The organism is Sedimentimonas flavescens, from assembly GCF_019264375.1.
GTDB lineage: Bacteria > Pseudomonadota > Alphaproteobacteria > Rhodobacterales > Rhodobacteraceae > Rhodobacter > Rhodobacter flavescens.
Genome location: NZ_JAHVAI010000012.1, coordinates 50,125 through 71,404, shown reverse-complemented (window position 1 = coordinate 71,404; position 21,280 = coordinate 50,125). Strand labels below are relative to the sequence as shown.

Here is a 21,280-nt window from a genome sequence, read left to right as displayed (position 1 = left end):
GCCATGACCAAGATGCCTTCCATTACGGACCCGCTGAAGATCGGCACGCGTGGCAGCCCGCTGGCGCTGGCGCAGGCCCATGAAACCCGCGCGCGGCTGATGGCCGCCCATGATCTGCCCGAGGCGGCCTTCGAGATCGTGGTGATCAAGACGACCGGCGACAATGCCGCGCTGATCGCAGCCGACAAGCCGCTGAAGGAGCTTGGCGGCAAGGGCCTTTTCACCAAGGAAATCGAAGAGGCCATGCTGGAGGGCCGCATCGACATTGCGGTCCATTCGATGAAGGACATGCCGGTCGCGCAGCCCGAGGGGCTGGTGCTTGATTGCTACCTCCCGCGCGAGGATGTGCGCGATGCTTTCGTCAGCCCCGGTGTCGCGCGTCTGGCCGATCTGCCGCAGGGTGCGACGGTGGGCTCCTCGAGCCTGCGCCGCCGCGCGCAGCTGGCCAACAAGCGCCCCGATCTGAAGCTGGTCGAGTTCCGCGGCAATGTGCAGACCCGGCTGAAAAAGCTGGATGAGGGCGTGGCGGTTGCCACCTTCCTCGCGATGGCGGGTCTGAACCGTCTGGGCATGAGCCACGTCGCGCGCTCGGCCATCGAGGTCGATGAGATGCTGCCCGCCGTGGCGCAGGGCTGCATCGGGATCGAGCGGCGTCTGGCCGATCCGATGACCGAACGTCTGCTGGCGGCGATCCATGACGCGCCCGCAGGCCATCGTCTGACGGCCGAACGCAGCTATCTGGCGACGCTTGACGGCTCGTGCGAGACGCCGATCGCCGGGCTTGCGATGCTTGAGGGCGACCAGCTCTGGCTGCGCGGCGAGATCCTGCGCCCCGATGGCTCCGAGGCGATCTCGGGCGAAGCACGGGGCTCGATTGCCGATGCGGCGGAACTCGGCACGGATCTTGCGCGACGCTTGCTGGCGCAGGCGCCCAAGGGCTTCTTCGACTGGCGATGAGCGACCTGCCCGCCCGCCTGCGTGACCTGATCGGGCCGACGCATGTGCTGAGCGGCGCCGATGCGGCGGCCTTTGGGCGCGAGTGGACGGGCCACTATCACTGGACCCCGCTGGCGGTTCTGCGCCCCGCGACGGTGGCCGAGGTTTCGGCCATCCTGCGCCTTGCGCATGAGACCGGCACCCCGGTCGTGCCGGTGGGCGGCAATACCGGGCTGAATGGCGGAACCTTCGCCGAGGGCGCGTTGATGCTGTCGCTTGCGCGCCTCAACCGTGTGCGCGAGATCAACCCCGCCGCCCGCACCGTAGTTGCCGAGGCGGGCGTGGTACTTGAGGCGCTGCACGGGATTGCGGCCGAGCACGGTCTGGCCTTTCCGCTGACCTTCGGTGCCAAGGGCTCGGCCATGGTGGGGGGCTTTTTGTCCACCAATGCCGGGGGTTCGAATGTCATCCGCTACGGCTCGGCCCGCGCGCTATGTCTGGGGCTGGAGGTCGTTCTGGCCGATGGGCGGGTGCTGAACCTGCTTACGCAGCTGCACAAGGACAACACCGGCTACGACCTGCGTGACCTGATCATCGGCGCCGAGGGGACGCTCGGTATCATCACTGCGGCGGTGCTACGGCTGGTGCCCGCGCCGGTGGCCTATGGCACGGCGCTTCTGGGCGTTGAAAGCCTTGGCGTCGCGCTCGATCTGCTCAACCGCGTGCAGGCGGCGACGGGTGGCGCGGTCGAGGCTTTTGAGTATATGCCCGCCCATTACATGGCGCGTCTGGCCCGTCTGCGTCCTGAATTTGCCTGCCCCTTTCCGCCGCAGCCAGTGAATATCCTGCTGGAGATCGCGACAACCCGCACGGGCGATGACCCTACGGCGCTGCTCGAAGAGGTGCTCGGCGCGGCGCTTGAGGCAGGGCAGGTGGCCGAGGCTGTCATCGCCACCTCCGAGGCACAGCGCCGCAAGCTGTGGCAGATGCGCGAATCGGCAGCCGAGATCACCTTCACCACCCCCGATCTGGTGGATTGCGATGTGGCCTTCCCGCTCGATCGGCTTGAGGCTTTCCTGCACCGGATGACGGCGCGGCTGGCCACCATCGACCCCGGCGCCGAAGAGCTGGTGATCGCCCATCTCGGCGACGGCAATATCCATTACACCGCCTATCCGACGCGCACCGATCCTGCGCTGAACGACACGATCCGCGCCGCAGTGGCCGAGGAGGCCGTGGCTCTGGGCGGCACCTTCAGCGCCGAGCATGGCGTGGGGCTGTCGAAGCGCGCTACCATGGCTGCGCACAAGGACCCTGTTGCGCTGGATGTGATGCGCGCGATCAAGGCGGCCCTTGATCCCAAGGGCATCCTGAACCCTGGCAAGACCATTCCCTGACCCTTGCATTCGGGGCGTTGGCAGAGCACAGATTGCCTTCACCCATAGGTAAGTCATGGCGCTCCCGTCTTCCCTTCGTCCGATCCTGCGCGACCCGATGCTGATGCTCTCGGGGGCGCTCTTGATCCTGTTCGGAGCCTACGCCGCGACGCTGGCGCCCTATGCCTCGGCGCTGGCGGTGACGGTGTTCGGCCTGTCGGACGGTGCCTATTCGGCGCTTTTGGTGGTCGCCTCGGTGCTTTCGGTTTCGGCCTCGGTGGGGTTTGGTATCCTGGCTGATCAGCGCGCGAACCGCAGGGTGATCGCGCTGGTGTCGGGCGGGTTTCTGGTGGCGGGAACGGGGCTGATGACCTTCGGCCCCTCGGTCACCAGCTTCGTTCTGGCCCATGCGCTGATCCTGCCGCTGTCTGGCTCGCTCTTCGGGCAGTTCTTCGCGCTGGCGCGGCTGGCCGCCACCCTGCACCCCGAGCGCGACCGCCCCGGTATTCAGGCGACCCTGCGCGCGGCCTTCGCGCTGCCCTGGGTTTGCGTGCTGCCGATCTGGTCGGTGGTCTTCGGGGCGGGTGTGCCGCTGATCACGATCTACCCGGTGTCGCTGGTGGTGGCCGGGATCCTGCTGGCGCTGGTCTGGCGGTTCTGGCCGCGCGACGGGGCAACCCGCTGGCCTGACCCGAAATCGGGCCTCAGCTTTGCCCAATCGCTGCGCGAGATGGCCGAGGTGCGCGTGCTGATCCGGGTGCTGGCGCTTGGAACGATCCACGGGGCGGTGACGCTTTATCTCGTGGTGATCGGCCTTGTCTTCGCCGGGATCGCGCATCGCGGCGCGGGCGATACCGCGCTTTACGCGGGTATTCTGGCGGGGCTGGAGGTGCCCTTCATGCTCGCGCTGCCGATGGTGTTGGGCCGGGTGTCGCAGACCGGGCTGATCTGGTGGGGCATGGCGCTGTATGGCGTGCATCTGGCGGGCCTGCCGATCCTGGCCGAGACGCCCTATGTCTGGCTGCTGACCGTCCCCGGAGCGGCGGGCGGCGCCATCGTGCTGACCCAGCCGATGGCCTATCTGCAAGAGCTTCTGGCCGCGCGGCCGGGGGCGGGGGCCTCGCTCATGGCGCTGCAAAAGCTCGCGGGGGATGCGATCTGCGCAGGTGTCTTCGCGATCGGGGCCATGCTTGGCGGTTACGGCCTTGCGGCGATCCTGGGGGCCGGGCTGGGGCTCGTGGGGGCCGGGGCGCTTTGGGCGCTCGACCGCCGCCGCGACTAGGTCAGCCCGCAGGCACTTTCGCCAGCAGTTCCAGCACCTTCGGCCCTAGCGCATCAATCACCAGCGCGACCCCGGCGGGGGCAGGGTGGATATTGTCATCCTGCATCAGGTTGCGCCCGGCGCGGTCCTTGGGCGACAGTTCCGCAATCGGTGCTAGCAGGTCGGGCAGCAGCACCGCATCGTATTTCGCCGCCAACTCGGGCCAGATCGCGTCGAAATCCGCCTTGTAGCGCGGCCCGTAATTGCCCGGCGCGGGCAATCCGACCAGAAGCGTGGGCAGACCGCGACCGCTGACCTCAGAGAGGATTGCGTCTAGGTTAGCCCGCGCCTCCTCGGGCGGCAGGCCACGCAGCAGATCATTGCCGCCAAGCTCGACGATCACGGCATCGACCTCGGGAGTCAGCGACCAGGCAACGCGCGCCCGCCCACCCGCCGTGGTGTCGCCCGACACACCAGCGTTGATCAGCTCGACTTCGGCGCCGTTTTCCGCCAGCCAACGCCCGAGCGCGGGCACCAGCCCCTCCTCCGGGGCCAGCCCGTAACCCTGCGTCAGGCTGTCGCCAAGCGCCAGAACGGTGACCGGTGCGGCCATCGCGGGCAGCGGTGCGGCAATAAATGCCGCAACTACAAGCTTGCTGAGGGCGCCGCGCACCCCATATGCGAAGGAAAGACATTTCCGGAAGATCCGCATGACCCCTACCATTTTGTCGCTGACCGATGCCCGCCTGACGCTAGATGGAAACGCGGGGCCGGTCGAGATCCTTAGGGGCATTACCCTCGATATCGAGCGCGGCGAAAGCGTGGGGCTTACGGGGCCTTCGGGGTCTGGCAAGTCGTCGCTCCTGATGCTGATGGGTGGGCTGGAACGCGCCACCGGGGGATCGGTGCAGGCACTGTCGCAGGACCTGTCCGCGATGGACGAGGACCAGCTTGCGCGCTTCCGCAGGGGGAATATGGGGATCGTTTTCCAATCCTTCCACCTGATCCCGACGATGACCGCGCTGGAAAACGTTGCTCTCCCGCTGGAAATCGCCGGGCATGGCGATGCGTTTGCGCGCGCAGAGGCCGAACTGGAGGCGGTAGGCCTTGGCCATCGCCGGGGGCACTACCCGTCCGAGATGTCGGGGGGGGAGCAGCAGCGCGTGGCGCTGGCCCGCGCCGTTGCGCCGCGCCCGGCGATCCTGCTGGCCGATGAGCCGACGGGCAATCTCGATGCGGCCAATGGTGAGGCCATCATGGATCTGCTCTTTGGTCTGCAAGAGCGCCACGGCGCCACACTGATCATGGTCACCCACGCCCCCGAACTGGCCGAGCGGTGCAATCGCGTGGTGCAGCTTTTCGACGGCAAGATCGTCGGAGCGGCCGAATGAGCGCAGCCCTGACCATCGCCCGGCGCGAGTTGCGCGGGGGCGTGCGCGGCTTTCGCGTCTTCCTGCTCTGCCTGATGCTGGGTGTGGCGGCCATTGCCGCCGTGGGTCTTGTGCGCGGGGCGATCCGAGCGGGCCTTGCCGATCAGGGCGCGACCCTGCTGGGGGGCGATGCGCAATACGAGTTCACCTATCGCCAGGCCACCCCGGAGGAGCGCGACTGGATCGCCTCCCGCGCCGAGGCGCTGTCCGAGGTGGTTGATTTCCGCTCGATGGTTTCGGTCGGGGATGAACGCGCGCTGACGCAGGCCAAGGCGGTCGATGGCGCTTACCCCTTGTTGGGCGAGCTGGAGCTTGATCCGCCCGTCGGCATGGACGCGCTGGCGGGGCAGGGCGGGCTGCCCGGCGCCTTTCTGGACCCGGTTCTGGCCGATCGTCTGGGCCTTGCCCCCGGCGACCGGTTCGAGCTGGGCGGCACGCCCTTCGTGATGATGGCGCGCATCCTGCGCGAGCCGGATTCGACCGGCATGGGTATGGCCTTTGGCCCGCGCACGCTGATCGCGCTGGATGCGCTGGAGGGGTCCGGCCTCTTGGCGCCCGGCGCCCTCTTTGAAAGCGAATATCGCGTGTTGCTGCCGGTGGGCACCGATCTGGAGGCCGCCAAAGCCGCCGCAGAGGACCGCTTTGAAAACGCTGGCCTGCGCTGGTCCGACAGCCGTCGCGCCAGCCCCGGTGCCGAGCGTTTCGTGGACCGGCTTGGATCGTTCCTCGTGCTTGTCGGCCTTGCGGGACTGGCCGTAGGCGGCGTGGGCATCTCGGCCACCGTCGCAGGCTGGCTGGAGCGCAAGGCAGAGACCATCGCGACGCTGCGCGCCCTTGGCGCCGAGGGGGGCACGATCCGCGCGGCCTTCCTGATCCAACTGGCGGCCCTAGGGCTCGTCGGCATTCTGGCGGGTCTTGGGCTGGGGGCCGGGGTCGTGCTCGCCGCAGCCGGCGTGATCGAGCGGCTGATGCCGATCCCGGTCGAGGTGCGGCTGAGCGCCCTGCCGATGCTTGAGGCTGCGCTCTACGGCGCGCTTGTGGCCGCGATCTTCGCGCTTTGGCCCTTGTCGCGCATGTCGCAGATGCGCGCGGCGCTGCTCTATCGTGAGACGCAGGGCGGGCGGCGCCTGCCCTCATGGCGGGCCTTTGGGCTGGTGACCGGGCTGGTCGCGGTGCTTGTGGCGGCGGCAGTCTGGTTCTCGGGGCTTTGGCAGCTGACGCTTGGCACCTTTGGCGGCGTCGCCTTCGCCCTTATGATCCTTGCCGGTGCGGCCTTGCTGGTGCGATGGGCCGCGCGGGCCAGTGCGCATCTTGTGCGCGGGCGGCCCGCCCTGCGCGCGGCACTTGCGGCCATTGGCGCCCCGCGCTCCGAGGCGACGGCGGTGATCCTCTCGCTCGGGCTGGGGCTGTCGGTGCTGGCGGCGGTGGGGCAGGTCGATGCGGGCCTGCGCGGGGCGATCCAGCGCGATCTGCCAAGCGAGGCGCCCGCCTATTTCGTGATCGACATCCAGCCCGACCAATTGCAGCCCTTCCTGAGTACGCTCGATGCCATGCCCGAGGTCGGGCGGGTCGAGACCGTGACGATGCTGCGCGGGGTCGTCACCCGTATCAACGGCCAGAACGCGCGCGAGGTGGCGGGCGAGCATTGGGTTCTGCGGGGGGATCGCGGTGTAACCTATGCCGAAACCCCGCGCGAGACCCTCACAGAGGGCGAATGGTGGCCCGCCGATTACGCGGGGGAGCCGCTGGTTTCCGTTTCGGCCGAGGAGGGAGCGGAACTGGGCCTGAAGCTCGGTGACCGGCTGACCGTCAATATCCTGGGGCGCGATATCGAGGCGCGGATCGCCTCGTTCCGCAATGTCGATTTCTCGACGATGGGGATTGGCTTCGTGTTGACCTTCAACCCCGCTGCGCTATCGGGCGCGCCGCATACCATGCTGGCCACGATCTACGCCCCGCCAAGCGCCGAGGCGCAGATCCTGCGCGATCTGGCGCGGGCGTTTCCCAATATCACCGCGATTCGGGTGCGCGATGCCATCGACCGCGTGACCGAGGCGCTTGGCGCTATCGCGCGGGCCACCTCGCTTGCGGCGGGGGTTACCTTGCTGACGGGCCTCGTCGTGCTAATCGGCGCCGCCGCGGCGGGCGAGCGCACCCGCGCCTGGGAGGCCGCGCTGCTCAAGACGCTTGGCGCCAAGCGCGCGACGATCCTTGCGTCCTTCGCCTTGCGAGCCGCGCTGATGGGGGCTGCCGCGGGCCTAGTGGCGATCCTGTTCGGCGCGATCGCGGGTTGGGCCGTGGTCGATCTGGTGATGGAGGCCGAGTTCCGCTTTGCGCCGCTGCCGGCGCTGGCGATTGTGGCCGGGGGCGTCCTGGCGACCCTGATCGCGGGCCTCATCTTTGCCCTGCGACCGCTGGCCGAGCGCCCCGCCGGCGTGCTGCGCGATCGGGAATAGGCGTGCGGCGATGATCAGGCGCGCAGGCCGGTTTCTCGCAGGATGCCACGGCGCTTGGCTTCGTAGTAATAGCCGCTCGCGTACCACTTGACGGCGGCGTCCTGCGAGCCATCGGCGCAAAGCCACGCGCCGCGCAGGTATTTCACCGCGTATTTGAGGTTGGTTTCAGCATCCAGAAGATCGGTTGGCTTGCCGTCGAAACCCATCCCGCGCGCGGTCTGCGGCAGAATCTGCATCAGGCCGTAATAGGGACCGTTGCGTGCGCCGGGGTTGTAGTCGCTTTCGCGCTGGATGACGCGATGCACCAGGCTGCGCGGAACCTCGTATTCGTCGGCGTAGCGGTTGATCAGTCGGCGCAGTTCCGGGGTCTCGCCCGGATGCAGGTCAAACTCGACCGATTTCGAGGATTCGCGCGGGGCGGAGCCACAGGCGGCCAGTGCGATCAGCGACAAAAGCGCGGAACGGCGGGTCAGTTGCATCGCTACCTCGGAGCAATTCGGATCGAGAGATTGATACCCTTCGCGGCGTCATGCGCATAGCGCGTTGGCTGAACGTAAGCGGAGCTTTGCCGATCTCCTCGCGAAATTTCGTTTTGACAAGAGCGCGGTAAAGGCGCCCACTGAAATCAAGGGCATGATGTCAAAGGAGGTTTTCCTTGTCAGATATGGCCGGGAACCCAGTGGATCTGTTCATCATAGGTGGCGGCGTCAACGGCTGCGGGATTGCACGTGACGCGGCGGGGCGGGGTCTGTCCGTTACGCTGGCGGAGAAGGGAGATCTGGCGCAGGGGACCTCTTCGGCCTCGACCAAGCTGTTCCACGGTGGGTTGCGCTATCTTGAGTATCTCGAATTGCGGCTTGTGCATGAAGCTCTGGCCGAGCGCGAGGTGCTGCTGAAAGCGATGCCCCATATCGCGCGGCCGATGCGCTTCGTGTTGCCCTTGCATCCGCAGATGCGCTTCGAGCCGACATCGCCCGTCAGCCGTCTGGCGGGGCTGGCGATGCCGTGGTTGCGCGGGCGACGGCCCGGCTGGATGATCCGGGCGGGGTTGTTTCTCTACGACCATCTTGGCGGGCGGCGACTGTTGCCGGGCACGCGTGCGCTTGATCTGCGCCGCGATCCGGCCGGGCGCGAGTTGAAGGCAGATTTCGCCCATGCCTACGAATATTCCGATTGCTGGGTCGATGATGCGCGGCTCGTGGTGCTCAACGCGCGCGATGCGCGGGCGCGCGGCGCGACGATCCTGACCCGCTGCAAGGTGCTTGAGGCGCATCGCGAGGGCGACCTGTGGCGCATCGAGACCGAAGAGGGAACTCATCTCGCGCGTGCCCTGATCAATGCTGCGGGCCCCTGGGTGGGCGAGGTGATCCGTGACACGATCCATATCCCCTCGCGCGACGGGGTGCGGCTGGTGCGCGGCTCGCATATCGTCACGCGCAAGCTGTTCGACCATGAACGCGCCTATTTCTTTCAGGGTCGCGACGGGCGGATCTGCTTCGCCATCCCCTTTGAATGCGACTTCACCCTGATCGGCACCACCGATCAGGACCACCTCGGCGCGCCCGATGCACCGGTCTGCACCGAGGCCGAGCAGGAATATCTTTGTGCCTTCGCATCCGAGTATTTCGCCCGCCCGGTGACGCAGGCGGATATCGTCTGGACGTTCTCGGGGGTGCGGCCGCTCTATGATGACGGGGCAAGCTCGGCCACGGCGGCCACGCGCGATTACGTCTTGCGGCTCGATGATCGCGGCGCGCCGCTTCTGAATATCTTCGGCGGCAAGATCACGACCTATCGGCGTTTGGCGCAGGCCGCACTGGCAGCGCTGGCCCCGAGTTTCCCGCAGATGACGGGGGACTGGACGGCAGGCGTGCCCTTGCCGGGGGGAGATTTCTCGGCGCTCAAGGTTGCCGCCCTGCGCGAGGCGCTCTGCGGCGACTACCCGTTCCTGACCATGCCCTGGGCCGCGCGTCTGGTTCGAACCTATGGTGCCGAGGCGCGCACGATCCTCGGGCGGGCGACCTCGGCGGCCGATCTCGGGCGCGATTTCGGCGCGACGCTGACCGAGACCGAGATCCTCTGGCAGATCGAGAAGGAATGGGCGCGCACCGCAGAAGACGTGCTGTGGCGGCGCACCAAGCTGGGTCTGCGCCTGACGCAGGACCAAACGACCGCGCTGGCGGCCTTCATGGCCGAGGCGCAGGCTGGCTAAATGCCCCCTCAGGCACCCGCGCGGCGCAGACGCAGCGCGTTCGTCACCACGAAAACCGATGAAAACGCCATCGCCCCGGCCGCCAGCATCGGCGAGAGGCCGGGACCGCCGAAGGGCACCAGAATGCCCATGGCCACCGGGATCAGCGCGGTGTTGTAGGCGAAGGCCCAGAACAGGTTTTGCTTGATATTGCGCATGGTTGCGCGCGACAGGGCAAAGGCGCGCGCCACGCCTTGCGGGTCGCCATGCATCAACACGACCTCGGCCGCCTCAATGGCCACATCGGTGCCGGTGCCGATGGCGATCCCCACATCTGCCGCCGCCAGCGCGGGGGCGTCGTTGATCCCGTCGCCCACGAAGGCCGTCGGCCCGCGCTCGCGCAGCGAGTTGACCGCCTCGACCTTGCCCTCGGGCAGCACGCCTGCGATGACGCGCAGGATGCCAAGCTGGCGCCCTACGGCCTCGACCGTGGCTTTGGTGTCGCCCGAAATCAACGCGACCTCGGCCCCGTCAAATTGCAGCGCGGCTACCGCGTCATGGGCGTATTTCTTGAGCGGGTCCGACACCGCCATCAGCGCGGCCAGCGTGCCATCGACCGCCAGCCAGACCGGGGTCTTGCCCTCGCTCGCCAGCGCTTGCGCGGCGGGGGCCAGCATGGCGCAATCGACGCCTGCCTCTTCCATCGCGCGGGCGTTGCCCAGAAGCACCTCGCGCCCGTCCACCTTGGCCGAGAGGCCCCGGCCGGGCAGCGCCTTGGCGCCGCGCGCCTTCGCGGGCGTGATGGCGCGCGCCTCCGCCTCGGTCAGGATCGCCTGCGCCAGCGGGTGTTCGGAGCGCGCCTCGGCCCCGGCGGCCATCGCGATGATCTCGTCGGGGGTGAAAAGGGGGCTCGCGGGCAGCAGGTCGGTCAGGGCGGGATGGCCCTCGGTCAGGGTGCCTGTCTTGTCGAAGGCGACGATCTCGACCTCGGAGAGGCGTTGCAGCGCGTCGCCGCGGCGGAAGAGCAGCCCGAGTTCCGCACCTCGCCCGGTGCCGACGAGGATCGAGACCGGCGTGGCCAGACCCATCGCGCAGGGGCAGGCGATGATCATCACCGAGATTGCCGCGACCAGAGCATGGGTGAAGCCCTGACCGGCCAGCATCCAGATCGCGAAGGTCAGCACCGAGAGCGCCATGACCACCGGCACGAAAACCCGCGTGACCTTGTCTACCAGCGCCTGCACCGGCAGCTTGCCGCCCTGCGCCTCCTCGACCAAGGCGATGATGCGCGACAGCACCGTGTCGCCGCCCGTGGCCGTGACGCGGAAGCTAAGCGCCGAGGGGCCGTTGACCGTGCCGCCAGTGACCTTGGCGCCCGGGGTTTTCTCGACCGGGGCGGGTTCGCCCGTCAGCATGGATTCGTCGATCCAGCCGTGGCCCTCGATCACCTCGCCATCGACCGCGACACGTTCGCCCGGCGCCAGCTGGATGATGTCGCCCGGCGCGAGTTCCTCGACCGGCAGTTCGATTACGCCCGAGGCGCGCTCGACCTTCGCGGTCGTCGGGCGCAGGCCCACAAGGCGTGAGATCGCCTGACCCGCGCGGCCCTTGGCCCGGGCCTCTAGCCAGCGGCCCAGAAGGATCAGGGTCACGATGACGGCGGCGGCCTCGAAATAGACCTCGCGCGCCGAGGCGGGCAGCAGCGTGGGTGCGATGGTAACGACGGCGGAATAGAGAAATGCCGCCAGTGAGCCGAGCGCTACGAGCGAGTTCATCTCGGGCGCGCCGCGCAGCAGGGCGGGGATGCCGATGCGCAGGAAGACGCGGCCCGGGAAGGCCAGCACCAGCGCGGTCAGCACGAACTGGATCCACCAACTCGTGCGCTCGCCGATCGTGCCGGCGACCCAGTGGTGGAAGGCCGGGATCATGTGCACGCCCATCGCCAGAACGAAGACCGGCAGCGTCAGCACGCCCGAAATCAGGACGTTGCGCTTGATCTGTTCGGCCTCGGCGGCCTGACGGTCAGCGACCGGGGCGGGGGCCTCGGCCTGCGAATGGACGCGCGCGTGATAGCCCGCGCCTTCAACCGCGCGCACCAGTTCCGAGGGCGCCACGGCGCCCTGCGCATAGGTGACGGCGGCGCTTTGCGTGGCAAGGTTGACCGAGGCCGCGATGACGCCCGGGGTGCTTGCCAGTGCACGCTCGACCCGGCCGGTGCAGGTGGCGCAGGTCATCCCCTCGATCTCCAGCCGCGCCTCGGCCTGGTTGACCGGGTATCCCGCCTTGGACAGGGCCTCTGCTAGTGTGGCGGGCGTGGCCGGTGCGGCAAACTCGACCCGCGCCGAGCGCGCCATCAGGTTGGCAGACGCGGCCGTTACGCCCTCTTCGGCTTCCAGCGCACGCTCGACCCGCCCGGTGCAGGCGCCGCAATGCATTCCGTCGATGATGAAAGTCGTGTGGGAGATTGCCTGGTTCATCTTGCACCCCTTTGCCCTTCACTTGGCGCGAAGCGGGATCGGGGTCAAGTAACGCTTAAATATTCGAGATCTTGAATTTGATTGGCGGGGATGCTACGTGAAGGGCTAGACACAACAACCTCTTGAACGGAGTCCTCCCATGTCTCTCGACCGCATCATGTTCGCCTTCGCCGGCACGATGGTTCTGCTCAGCGTTCTGCTGACTCAGTTCGTCTCGCCTTATTTCATGTGGTTCACCGTGTTCATCGGCGCGAACATGTTCCAGTCCGCCTTCACCGGCTTCTGCCCGGCCGCGATGATCTTCGGCAAGCTCGGGTTCAAGACCGGCTGCGCCTTCCAGGCGAAGTAAGCCCCACGGAATTGATCGGGCGGGGGAACCCGCCCGGCCCTTTCCCGGTTGAGGGCCAAAGGCGCCTTTGCTAGCCTTTCCCCAAGCAACCGGAGAACGCGATGTATCGCCGCACCTTTCTGAGCACCCTCGCCGCGCTGACCCTGCCCACCCTGGCCGTGGCCGAAGTGGTCAAATCCACCGTCAGCGCACAGATCGAGACCGGTGCGCAGCCCAAATGGCCCATTGCCTCGCAGTATTACCCGACTCAGGTGCGCGTGAAGCCGGATCTGGCCGTGGGTTCGATCATCATCGTGTCGGACAAATTCTTCCTTTATCACATCACCGCCCCGGGCAAGGCGATGCGCTATGGCGTGGCCGTCGGCCGAGAAGAGCTGAAATTCCGCGGCCAGGCCGTGGTGGGCCGCAAGGTCGAGTGGCCGAGCTGGAAACCCACCCCCGAGATGATCCAGCGCAGCCCCGAGAAATACGCGAAATATGCCGACGGGATGCCGGGCGGCCCGCAGAACCCGCTCGGCGCGCGGGCGCTCTATCTTTACCAGAACGGCCGTGATACGGCGATCCGCATCCATGGCACGACCGAGCCCTCGTCGATCGGGCACGCGGTTTCGAACGGCTGTCTGCGCATGGTCAACGATCATGTCATCGCCCTGTTCGATCAGGTCGCGGTGGGAACCCCTGTAACGGTCTACTGATGCAACTTGCCTCTTTGGCGCAGGTGGCGGCGCTCGATTTCGACACCGTCATCGACGTCCGCTCGCCTTCCGAATTCGCCGAGGATCACATCCCCGGCGCGATCAACCTGCCGGTCCTGGATGATGAGGAACGTGCCCGCGTCGGTACGATCTACAAGCAGGTTTCGCCTTTTGACGCGCGCAAGATCGGTGCGGCGCTGGTGGCGCAGAATGCCGCGCGGCATCTGCAAGGCCCGCTTTCGGGCATGTCGGGCGGCTGGCGGCCCTTGGTCTATTGCTGGCGGGGCGGGCAGCGCTCGGGCTCTTTCGCGACGATCCTGCGGCAGGTCGGCTGGCGGGCCGAGCTTGTCGAGGGCGGCTACAAAACCTGGCGCGGGCTGGTCGTCGAGGCCCTGACGCAGACCCCGGTTTCGCCTTTCGTCGTGCTTGATGGCAATACCGGCTCAGCCAAGACCGAGATCTTGCTGGAAGCCCGCAGGCAGGGCGCTCAGGTGCTCGACCTTGAAGGGTTGGCAAACCATCGCGGCTCGATCTTCGGGGCGATGCCGGGCGGTCAGCCCGCGCAGAAGGGCTTCGAGGGGCGGCTGGCGATGGAACTGGCGGTGCTGGACCCGGCGCGGCCCGTTCTGGTTGAGGCGGAGAGCTCTCGCATCGGGAATATCATGCTGCCCAAGGGCGTGTGGTCGGCGCTGTGCGCGGCGCCGCGCCTGAGGATCGCGGCCTCGTTGCCCGAGCGCGCAGGCTACCTCGCGCGGGCCTATGCCGATATCGCGGATGATCACTCGGGCCTCTTGGCCCTGATCGACAAGCTGCGGCCGTTCCAGTCTGCCGAGGTGATCGAGCGATGGCAGGCGCTGGCACGGCAGGGCGCGCATCGCGAGCTGGCCGAGGGGTTGATGGCGCTGCATTATGACCCGCGCTACGAAAAGCACCGCGCCCGCCATGCGCAGGCCGAGGCGATGCTGCCCGTCGAAAGCCTCGCCCCTGAGGCGCTGGAGAACGTGGCCGCGCGCGTGATCGCGGCGGCTGCCGCGATCAGCCGCTGATCCGCAATAGGGGCGCGCCAGCCACAACTCGCCCGATGGCCGCAGCGCCGTAACCTGCCTCACGCAGGGCCTCGATCACCTCTAGCGCGCGCGCCTGCGGCACGACCGCCAGCAGCCCGCCCGCCGTCTGCGGATCATAGAGCAGTTCGCTGCGCGGCCCGGGCGGCGCGATGATCGCCCCGGCGCAGGCCGCGATATTCTGCGCAAGCAGGCTGGAGCCATGCCCCGCCGCTGAGAGCGCCTCGGCCCCCGGCAGCAGGGGAATGTCGGCCAGAGCAAGCTCGGCCCCCACGCCCGAGGCGCGGCACAGCCCGAGCAGGTGGCCTGCAAGCCCGAAGCCCGTCACATCGGTCATCGCATGGGCCACCGGCGCCAGAACCGCCGCCGCGCGGGCCGAGGATGTGGCCATCGACGCCCAGGCCCCGGCCACGATCTCACCCGGTGCGGCCTTGAGCATCTCGGCGGCAAGGATGACACCCGTCCCGAGCGGCTTGGTCAGGATCAAGACATCGCCGGGCTTCGCGGTATCCTGCCCCACGGGGCGCTCGGCGAGGCCGGTGATCGAAAAACCCAGCATGACCTCGGCGCCAAGGCTCGTGTGGCCGCCGACCAAATCGGCGCCAGCCTCGCGCAGCACCTCGCCCGCAGCCGCCAGAATCTCGGCCAGGCTGCGCGCGGCCATCCCCTCGGCCATGCGCGGCAGGGTGACCTGCGCCAGCGCCGCCTGTGGCTGTCCGCCCGCCGCCCAGATATCGCCAAGCGCGTGAATAGCGACCGCGCGGCCAAGCAGCCATGGGTCCTCGCTAAAGGCGCGCACGTGATCGGTGGTGAACATCTGCACACCCGAGCCATGCGCCAGCACCGCCGCATCGCCACCCGCGCCAAGCCGCACATCGCCCCGCTGCGGCGGCGGCAGATCGGCCAGCACCTCGCGCAAGGCGGCAGCCCCAAGCTTGCCACCGCAGCCGCCACAAAGCGGCTTGGCGCCCAGAACTTCCTCGATCCCCTGTGCTCGCTCGGGCGGCAGCACGGGCGGGGGCATGGTGGGCAAATCGGCCACCATCGCCATGAAGCGCCGGTCGATCCGATCCTTCCAACGCCAGAGCCACGCGCCATCGAGCGGCAGGCCCCATTTGTCCGCCACCGCGCGTTTGTTGCCGGTCGAGATCAGCTTGAGGTAATCGCGCTGCGGCCGGTAGCTGCGCATCGTGCGCCCGGTCACCGCCGCGCGCAGATTGTGAAACAGCACCGGCGCCTCGCGCACCGCATAGACCCCGGCCTTGGGGCGCGGCGCCCAAGCGAGATGCGCGATATCCCCGGCTGCAAAGATCGCCGGGTCCGAGCTTTGCAGCGTCGGGCCGACGCTCACGAAGCCCTCGTGCAGATCAAGCCCGGTCGCGGCCAGCCAGTCGGCCGGTTTGGTCGCCCCGGTGCCAAGGATGAAATCGGTGGGCTCAAAAGCGCCATTGCTCAGCCGCAGGCCATCTGCGCGGGCCTCGGTCAGGCGCGCGTTCTCGACCAGCCGCACACCATGGCGCGCGCAATGGGCACGCAGCCGTTGCCGAGCACCGCGCCCAAGTGCAGTGAGTGTCTCGGGCGCGGCCTCATAGACGCTCACCTGCGCATCGGGGCGGCGGTGGGCGAAGGCCAGCGCCAGTTCAACGCCCGCAACGCCCCCACCCACAACGGCGATGCGCGGCCCGGGCGGGGCGGAGGTCGCGAAGGCCTCCCACCGGTCGGCGAAGGCATCGAGCGGTTTGGCGGGTGTCACGTAATCGCAAAAGCCTGGAATATCGGGCATTTCGGCGGTGATGCCCGTGTCGATGGAGGCGATGTCATAGGTGATCGGCGCGCGCCCCGGCACATGGATCAGCCGGTTCTCGCGGTCGATCCCCTCGGCGTATCCAAGGATCAACCGCGCCCCCGCGTGGCGCGCCAGCCGCACCAGATCGAGTTGCAGCGAGTCGCGCGCATAGTGCCCGGCGATATGGCCGGGCAGCATCCCCGAATAGGCCGCCGTGGGCAGCGGATTGATCAGCGTCAACCGCGCGCCGGGCAGGGGTTTCATCCCCCACATGCGCAGCACGAGCGCATGGGCATGCCCGCCGCCGATCAGGACGATATCGCGTGTCAGGGGCAGGGGGGCAGGCTGCATCGGTCTCTCCTTCGTCGCCCCAGAGCTACCGCGCCGCCGCCCGAAGGCCAATGTGCAATTCATCACGTGCGGCGCAGACTTTCTCTGATTCTGCCCTTGACGCCTCGCGCGCCTTCGCTTAGCTACGCGCCAACGTGGCTAGGTAGCTCAGCAGGTTAGAGCACGTGACTCATAATCACGGGGTCGGGGGTTCGAGTCCCCCCCTCGCCACCAACTTCTCCCCTCTCAATCAGGCAGATAACTCCGCGGGCCGCATCTCGCGTTGCGCGGCCTAACAGCTCAGTCTGAGCCGTTCATCCGGTCTTTAGGGCGCGCTTCGCCCGCACCCTGACCTAGGCGCGATTGTTGGGCAATCCGAGTCGACAAAACGCATAGAGGCGGGCCTCAACCCGCCTCTTGTCCGCCGCAGCAGAGTGGCTCCCGGCCCGAAGGCCCGGCACCTATGGGAAATCAGCCCTTCTTGACTTCCTTGAGCTTGTCGATGCCCAGAATCTTCATGGCGAACTTCTCGTAGAAGGTCTCGGACGTGCCCTTGCGCAGCTTGTGCATGAAGTAGCGCTCGAAGCCCTCCTTGGCCCAGTGGACCCACTTGCCCTGGCTCGACCAGTTCACGTTGCGCGGCGGGATCTGCGGCTGCGCGACGAAGGCGATGCCCTGATCGCCGAAATCGGCAAGGCAGACTGCATTCCAGGTGCCGACGCTGTCGGGTTCCATCCCGCGCACGATGTTGCCGATGTTCTGGGCGGTGGCGGTGACCATCGATTCGATCATGAAGCCGGTCTTGGGCACGCCCACCGGCACCGGGGTCGGACCCATCGGCGGGATGGCGACGCAGACGCCCACAGCAAAGACATTCTGATACTTCGGGTTGCGCTGATACTTGTCCACGATGGTGAAGCCGCGCGGGTTCGACAGGCCCTCGATGCCCGAGACCGCCGGGATGCCGCGGAAGGCGGGCAGCATCATTGCATAGCCGAAGGGCATTTCCTTCTCGCCCTTGACCGAGCCGTCATCGGCGATTTCCTCGACGATCATCTTGCCGTCTTCGACCTTCTTCACGCGGCACGAGGTCATGTATTTGATGTGCTTGTCGCGCATGTTCGATTCAAGCAGGCCCTTGGTATCACCCACGCCATCAAGGCCGAGGTGCCCGACATAGGGCTCGGAGGTGATGAAGGTCATCGGCACCTTGTCGCGGATTTTCAGGCGGCGCAGCGCGGTGTCGAGGATGAAGGTGAACTCATAGGCCGGGCCGTAGCACGATGCGCCCTGTACCGCGCCGATGATCATCGGGCCGGGGTTCTCGCAGAAACGGTCGAAGGCCACGCGGGCGGCCTCGGCATGGTCGATATGGCAGATGGATTGGGTGTGGCCTTCGGGGCCGAAGCCCTCGATCTCGTCGAAGGCAAGGTCGGGGCCGGTGGCGATGACGATATAATCATAGGAAACCGACTGGCCATCGGCGAGCTCGACACGGTTCTCCTCGGGATGGAGCTTTTGTGCGGCGACGGGGATGAACTCGATCCCCTTCTTCGCCATCGTCGGCGCGAGGTCCACGGTGATGTCCTTGCGATCACGCCAGCCGACGGCGACCCAGGGGTTCGAAGGTACGAAATGATACTTCGGGTCCTTGGTGATGACGGTGATCTTGTCTTCCTTGCGTATCGTGTCGCGCAACTCATACGCCATGATGGCGCCGCCAAGACCCGCGCCGAGCACCACTATATGTGCCATGTTTCGTTCCCCCCTGTTGGCCCGGATACCGGTTCCGGGTTGAATTCGTATTTATGAATGTGAGTAACGTTTCTGCCAAGCACCATGATTCAGGTCAATATGGCGCGGAGCCAAGAAAAATAGGGCGAACGTAAAAGGGCGCCCTCGGGCGCCCTTCTATCGAACCTCGCTTAGTTCGCGGCGGATATCCTCAGCAAGTCGGTGATCCGGCGCACGGTGGTGCGGCGGTTGGCCTCCTCGGCGACCTGGGTGTCCACCTTCAGGAACTGCTCGCCATAACCCTGCACCACGAGGTTTTCGGCGGGTACGTCGAAATACTCGGTCAGCGCAAGCGCCAGCGACTCGGCGCGGCGATCCGACAGGGCGAGGTTGTAGGCGGCGTTGCCGACCGCGTCGGTATGCCCCTCGATCAGGAAGATCTCATGCGGATTGTCGGCGATCCGGGCGCGGATCGCATCGCCAAGGGCCACAAGGTCGCGCGCCTGTTCCGGGCGGATCGCGGCCGAGCCGGTCGCGAAGGTGATGTTGCGCACCGCGATGGCCGGGGCAAGGGCGCGCACCGCCGGGATCTGACGCACCTGCGCCAAGGTAAAGCGGCGGTCGATCTCGGTTTCGCGCGCGATGGCGGCGCGCAGGGCGTCATCGCTGCTGGCCTCTTCGGTCAGGTTGTAGCGCGGCAGGGTCGAGACCTCGACCGGATCGGCGCCGACCGAGTCATCGACCAGGATATAGCGGCTGCCGTCCGGATCGATCCGGGTGCGCTGCACGATCCGGCGCTGCGCATCATAGACGGTGATGATCTGCGTGCCGTCTGCCTTGGTGCTGACGGTGCGGGTCGAGCCATCGGCGAAGCTTTGCGTGCGCATGGTCGAGCCGGGCTGGCGCAGCAGGGCGTTGTCGTCCTTGATCACCTGATAGCTGCCATCGGGTTTCTGCACCACCACGCGGTCACCCGAGTTCACGGCAACCTCGCTGCCATTGTTCAGGATGGCGCCCACAGCAAGCGCCCCGAGGCCGACGATCGCGAGCTTCTCGGCATCCGACAGGCCGCTGTCTTTCTTCTTTTTCTTCGCTTCGGGCTTGGTGTCGATCTTCGAGGTGAAATCCTCGGTCGAGGAGCGGGCGCTTTGTTCGGTGATGACCTCTTCGATCACCTCCGCGGCTGCGGGGGCGGTCTCCTCGGCTGCAAGCGCGGCGTTGCTGACCGGGGCGCCAGTATCGGCGCTTTCGGTCGCCTCGATTGCGGCCTCAAGCTGTTGGACGGCCTGCGCCTCCTCGGCAGGCATGGCTTCGAGCTGCGCGGCCAGCGCTTTCTTCAGCGTGTTGGCATCGCTCCGCTCGGCCTCAGGTGCGACAGCGGTCTCGGCGGACTCGGGTTCGGAGGCCGGTTCTGCGGCCGTTTCCGCAGGCGCGGGTTCGGCTGCGGGGGCGTCTTCAGCGGCGGTTTCAGCAGGCGCTGGCTCTTCGGCCGGGGCCTGTGCCGCTTCGGGCTCGGGCGTCGGATCGGACGCGGTCTCCTCGGCGGCAGGTTCCTCCATAGCGGGTTCGGCCGCCACGGATTCTTCGGCCGCCGGTTCCTCGGCCGGTGCGGCCTCTTCCACGACCGCCTCGGGTGCGGGTTCTTCGGCGGCGGGTTCTGCCTCCGGTGCCGGTTCGGTTGCGGCGGATTCCTCGGCCGGTTCAGCGTCGGCCGCCGGTTCCTCAGCCGGTGCGCCCTCTTCGGCGACAGCCTCCGGGGCGGGGTCCGAGGGCAGGCAGGCCGTGCGCGCCTCTTCTTCGCTTGCACCGGCGCCGATCTTCTCGGCGATGCAGACGGCGGCGTCCAGCTCCGGCGTGCTTTGCGCCAGGCCGAGTGCGGGGGTCAGGGTGGCCAGTCCGGCGACAAGGGCCGTGGTGGTTCTGAGGCGTTTCATCGGGTCTCCCTTCTGGCGGCAATGTCCGCGCTTCGGGGCAGACTAGCATGACCTTCACGGAAGGGTTCTCCACTTTGGGTCAAATTTTCGTTTCCAAATGTGAAGGGCGGACCAGCTGGCCCGCCCCCCTGAAAAACGATCTGCGACGAGCTTATTTCGGCAGCTCGGCGGTGATGCCTTCGACGTAGAAGTTCATCCCGGCCAGCGCGCCATCGTCCGGCGTCTCGCCCTCAGCGAGCCAGGCCGAACCATCCTGCTTGTTCAGCGGGCCGGTGAACGGATGATAGGTGCCCGCAGCGATCGCATCCTTGAGCGCCATCGCCTCGGCTTTCACCTCTTCGGGAACCGCGCTCGAGATCTCGCCGATCTCGACCATGCCGGTGTCGATACCGCCCCAGGTCGCGCCCGACGCCCAGGTGCCGTCAAGCATCGCGCCGACGCGCTGCACGTAATAGGGCGCCCAGTTGTCGATCGTCGAGGTCACGCGGGGCATCGGCGCGAAGGCCGACATGTCCGAGGCCTGACCGAAGGTGATGACGTTGCCCGCCTCCTGTGCCTTGGCTTGCGGCGCGGTCGAGTCGGTGTGCTGCATCACGACGTCCACGCCCTCGGCGATCAGGGCGGCGGCAGCGTCGGCTTCCTTGGCCGGGTCGAACCAGGTGTAGGCCCAGACGACCTTCATCTCGGCGTCGGGGTTGACCTTCTTGGCGTGCAGATAGGCCGAGTTGATGCCCTGGATCACTTCCGGGATCGGGAACGAGGCGATGTAGCCGATCTTGTTCGACTTGGTCATGCGGCCCGCGATGGTGCCCTGGATGGCGCGGCCCTGGAAGAACTTGGCGTCATAGACGGCGACGTTGTCGGCGGTCTTGTAGCCGGTCGCGTGCTCGAACTTCACATCGGGGAACTTGGCGGCGACGTTCATCACCGCGTCCATGTAACCAAACGAGGTCGCGAAGATCAGCTTGTTGCCTTCCAGCGCCAGCTGGGTCAGCACGCGCTCGGCGTCCGGGCCCTCGGGGACCGACTCGATGAAGGTGGTGGCAACCTTGTCGCCGTATTCCGCCTCGATTGCCTGGCGACCCTGATCGTGCTGGTAGGACCAGCCCATGTCGCCCACCGGGCCGACATAGATAAAGCCGACTTTCAGCTGCTCTTCGGCCAGGGCCGGAAGGCTGGTCGCGGCCAGAGCGAGGGTAGCGGTGGTGGTCAGAAAGGATCTGCGGTTCATGGGAACTCCCCGTTGGTTGTGGGCTCGCGG

At 67.3% G+C, this 21,280-nt stretch carries 16 protein-coding genes and 1 tRNA gene; 10 read left to right on the top strand and 7 right to left on the bottom strand.

What is annotated here, in order from left to right; all coding sequences use genetic code 11:
- Positions 1-12 precede the first annotated feature (12 nt).
- Genes hemC through KTQ37_RS12390 form a run of 3 tightly spaced genes read left to right on the top strand, consistent with a single transcriptional unit; the run spans position 13 to position 3,594 of the window.
- Complete coding sequence (gene hemC / locus KTQ37_RS12400) at positions 13-957, top strand: hydroxymethylbilane synthase (protein ID WP_413243725.1); 945 nt, start codon at positions 13-15, stop codon at positions 955-957.
- On the top strand, positions 954-2,333 hold the full coding sequence (locus KTQ37_RS12395) for an FAD-binding oxidoreductase (protein WP_218630837.1): 1,380 nt from the start codon (positions 954-956) through the stop codon (positions 2,331-2,333). The genes hemC and KTQ37_RS12395 overlap by 4 nt, the downstream gene beginning before the upstream one ends.
- A gap of 55 nt (positions 2,334-2,388) precedes the next feature.
- Positions 2,389-3,594: an MFS transporter gene (locus KTQ37_RS12390; protein WP_218630836.1), complete on the top strand. Its 1,206-nt coding sequence runs from the start codon at positions 2,389-2,391 to the stop codon at positions 3,592-3,594.
- Between the two features lies 1 nt (position 3,595).
- On the opposite strand, the gene KTQ37_RS12385 is transcribed toward KTQ37_RS12390, so the two are convergent.
- On the bottom strand, positions 3,596-4,285 hold the full coding sequence (locus KTQ37_RS12385) for an arylesterase (protein WP_218630835.1): 690 nt from the start codon (positions 4,283-4,285) through the stop codon (positions 3,596-3,598).
- Between KTQ37_RS12385 and KTQ37_RS12380 the strand changes: the two genes are divergently transcribed.
- Positions 4,284-4,964, top strand: a complete 681-nt coding sequence (locus KTQ37_RS12380; RefSeq protein WP_218630834.1) for an ABC transporter ATP-binding protein — start codon at positions 4,284-4,286, stop codon at positions 4,962-4,964. The genes KTQ37_RS12385 and KTQ37_RS12380 overlap by 2 nt on opposite strands.
- The gene (locus KTQ37_RS12375) at positions 4,961-7,459 is read left to right on the top strand and encodes an ABC transporter permease (RefSeq protein ID WP_218630833.1); all 2,499 of its coding nucleotides are present in this window, start codon (positions 4,961-4,963) and stop codon (positions 7,457-7,459) included. Before KTQ37_RS12380 ends, KTQ37_RS12375 begins: the two co-directional genes overlap by 4 nt.
- 14 nt (positions 7,460-7,473) lie before the next feature.
- On the opposite strand, the gene KTQ37_RS12370 is transcribed toward KTQ37_RS12375, so the two are convergent.
- Entirely contained in the window at positions 7,474-7,938 is a 465-nt protein-coding gene (locus KTQ37_RS12370; protein WP_218630832.1) for a lytic transglycosylase domain-containing protein, read from the bottom strand.
- 185 nt (positions 7,939-8,123) lie between these two features.
- On the opposite strand from KTQ37_RS12370, the gene glpD reads away from it, so the two are divergent.
- Entirely contained in the window at positions 8,124-9,671 is a 1,548-nt protein-coding gene (gene glpD, locus KTQ37_RS12365; RefSeq protein ID WP_218630908.1) for a glycerol-3-phosphate dehydrogenase, read from the top strand.
- 8 nt (positions 9,672-9,679) lie between these two features.
- Here glpD and KTQ37_RS12360 read toward each other — a convergent pair whose 3' ends face one another.
- Positions 9,680-12,127: a heavy metal translocating P-type ATPase gene (locus KTQ37_RS12360; RefSeq protein ID WP_218630831.1), complete on the bottom strand. Its 2,448-nt coding sequence runs from the start codon at positions 12,125-12,127 to the stop codon at positions 9,680-9,682.
- Positions 12,128-12,266: 139 nt separating this feature from the next.
- Between KTQ37_RS12360 and KTQ37_RS12355 the strand changes: the two genes are divergently transcribed.
- The 3 genes from KTQ37_RS12355 to mnmH all read left to right on the top strand — a co-directional run bounded on the left by KTQ37_RS12355 (position 12,267) and on the right by mnmH (position 14,217).
- Positions 12,267-12,476 carry a YgaP family membrane protein gene (locus KTQ37_RS12355; protein ID WP_218630830.1) on the top strand — a complete coding sequence of 70 codons (210 nt, stop codon included), beginning with the start codon at positions 12,267-12,269 and terminating at the stop codon, positions 12,474-12,476.
- A gap of 101 nt (positions 12,477-12,577) precedes the next feature.
- On the top strand, positions 12,578-13,171 hold the full coding sequence (locus tag KTQ37_RS12350) for a L,D-transpeptidase (RefSeq protein ID WP_218630829.1): 594 nt from the start codon (positions 12,578-12,580) through the stop codon (positions 13,169-13,171).
- The gene (mnmH, locus tag KTQ37_RS12345; RefSeq protein ID WP_218630828.1) at positions 13,171-14,217 is read left to right on the top strand and encodes a tRNA 2-selenouridine(34) synthase MnmH; all 1,047 of its coding nucleotides are present in this window, start codon (positions 13,171-13,173) and stop codon (positions 14,215-14,217) included. Before KTQ37_RS12350 ends, mnmH begins: the two co-directional genes overlap by 1 nt.
- Here mnmH and selD read toward each other — a convergent pair.
- Positions 14,207-16,372, bottom strand: a complete 2,166-nt coding sequence (gene selD, locus KTQ37_RS12340) for a selenide, water dikinase SelD (protein ID WP_218630827.1) — start codon at positions 16,370-16,372, stop codon at positions 14,207-14,209. The genes mnmH and selD overlap by 11 nt on opposite strands.
- A 136-nt stretch (positions 16,373-16,508) precedes the next feature.
- On the opposite strand from selD, the gene KTQ37_RS12335 reads away from it, so the two are divergent.
- A tRNA-Met gene (locus KTQ37_RS12335) sits at positions 16,509-16,585 on the top strand.
- A gap of 237 nt (positions 16,586-16,822) precedes the next feature.
- On the opposite strand, the gene KTQ37_RS12330 is transcribed toward KTQ37_RS12335, so the two are convergent.
- From KTQ37_RS12330 to KTQ37_RS12320, 3 genes are all read right to left on the bottom strand, one after another.
- On the bottom strand, positions 16,823-18,106 hold the full coding sequence (locus tag KTQ37_RS12330; protein WP_218630826.1) for an NAD(P)/FAD-dependent oxidoreductase: 1,284 nt from the start codon (positions 18,104-18,106) through the stop codon (positions 16,823-16,825).
- Positions 18,107-18,276: 170 nt separating this feature from the next.
- Positions 18,277-20,019, bottom strand: a complete 1,743-nt coding sequence (locus tag KTQ37_RS12325; RefSeq protein WP_218630825.1) for an OmpA family protein — start codon at positions 20,017-20,019, stop codon at positions 18,277-18,279.
- Between the two features lie 151 nt (positions 20,020-20,170).
- On the bottom strand, positions 20,171-21,250 hold the full coding sequence (locus KTQ37_RS12320; protein WP_218630824.1) for a BMP family ABC transporter substrate-binding protein: 1,080 nt from the start codon (positions 21,248-21,250) through the stop codon (positions 20,171-20,173).
- Positions 21,251-21,280: the final 30 nt, after the last annotated feature.

Bases quoted from the DNA above. Each gene is read 5' to 3' on its own strand.
- hemC (WP_413243725.1), top strand. From the start codon at position 13: ATGCCTTCCATTACGGACCCGCTGAAGATCGGCACGCGTGGCAGCCCG.
- KTQ37_RS12395 (WP_218630837.1), top strand. From the start codon at position 954: ATGAGCGACCTGCCCGCCCGCCTGCGTGACCTGATCGGGCCGACGCAT.
- KTQ37_RS12390 (WP_218630836.1), top strand. From the start codon at position 2,389: ATGGCGCTCCCGTCTTCCCTTCGTCCGATCCTGCGCGACCCGATGCTG.
- KTQ37_RS12380 (WP_218630834.1), top strand. From the start codon at position 4,284: ATGACCCCTACCATTTTGTCGCTGACCGATGCCCGCCTGACGCTAGAT.
- KTQ37_RS12385 (WP_218630835.1), bottom strand. From the start codon at position 4,285: ATGCGGATCTTCCGGAAATGTCTTTCCTTCGCATATGGGGTGCGCGGC.
- KTQ37_RS12375 (WP_218630833.1), top strand. From the start codon at position 4,961: ATGAGCGCAGCCCTGACCATCGCCCGGCGCGAGTTGCGCGGGGGCGTG.
- KTQ37_RS12370 (WP_218630832.1), bottom strand. From the start codon at position 7,938: ATGCAACTGACCCGCCGTTCCGCGCTTTTGTCGCTGATCGCACTGGCC.
- glpD (WP_218630908.1), top strand. From the start codon at position 8,124: ATGGCCGGGAACCCAGTGGATCTGTTCATCATAGGTGGCGGCGTCAAC.
- KTQ37_RS12360 (WP_218630831.1), bottom strand. From the start codon at position 12,127: ATGAACCAGGCAATCTCCCACACGACTTTCATCATCGACGGAATGCAT.
- KTQ37_RS12355 (WP_218630830.1), top strand. From the start codon at position 12,267: ATGTCTCTCGACCGCATCATGTTCGCCTTCGCCGGCACGATGGTTCTG.
- KTQ37_RS12350 (WP_218630829.1), top strand. From the start codon at position 12,578: ATGTATCGCCGCACCTTTCTGAGCACCCTCGCCGCGCTGACCCTGCCC.
- mnmH (WP_218630828.1), top strand. From the start codon at position 13,171: ATGCAACTTGCCTCTTTGGCGCAGGTGGCGGCGCTCGATTTCGACACC.
- selD (WP_218630827.1), bottom strand. From the start codon at position 16,372: ATGCAGCCTGCCCCCCTGCCCCTGACACGCGATATCGTCCTGATCGGC.
- KTQ37_RS12330 (WP_218630826.1), bottom strand. From the start codon at position 18,106: ATGGCACATATAGTGGTGCTCGGCGCGGGTCTTGGCGGCGCCATCATG.
- KTQ37_RS12325 (WP_218630825.1), bottom strand. From the start codon at position 20,019: ATGAAACGCCTCAGAACCACCACGGCCCTTGTCGCCGGACTGGCCACC.
- KTQ37_RS12320 (WP_218630824.1), bottom strand. From the start codon at position 21,250: ATGAACCGCAGATCCTTTCTGACCACCACCGCTACCCTCGCTCTGGCC.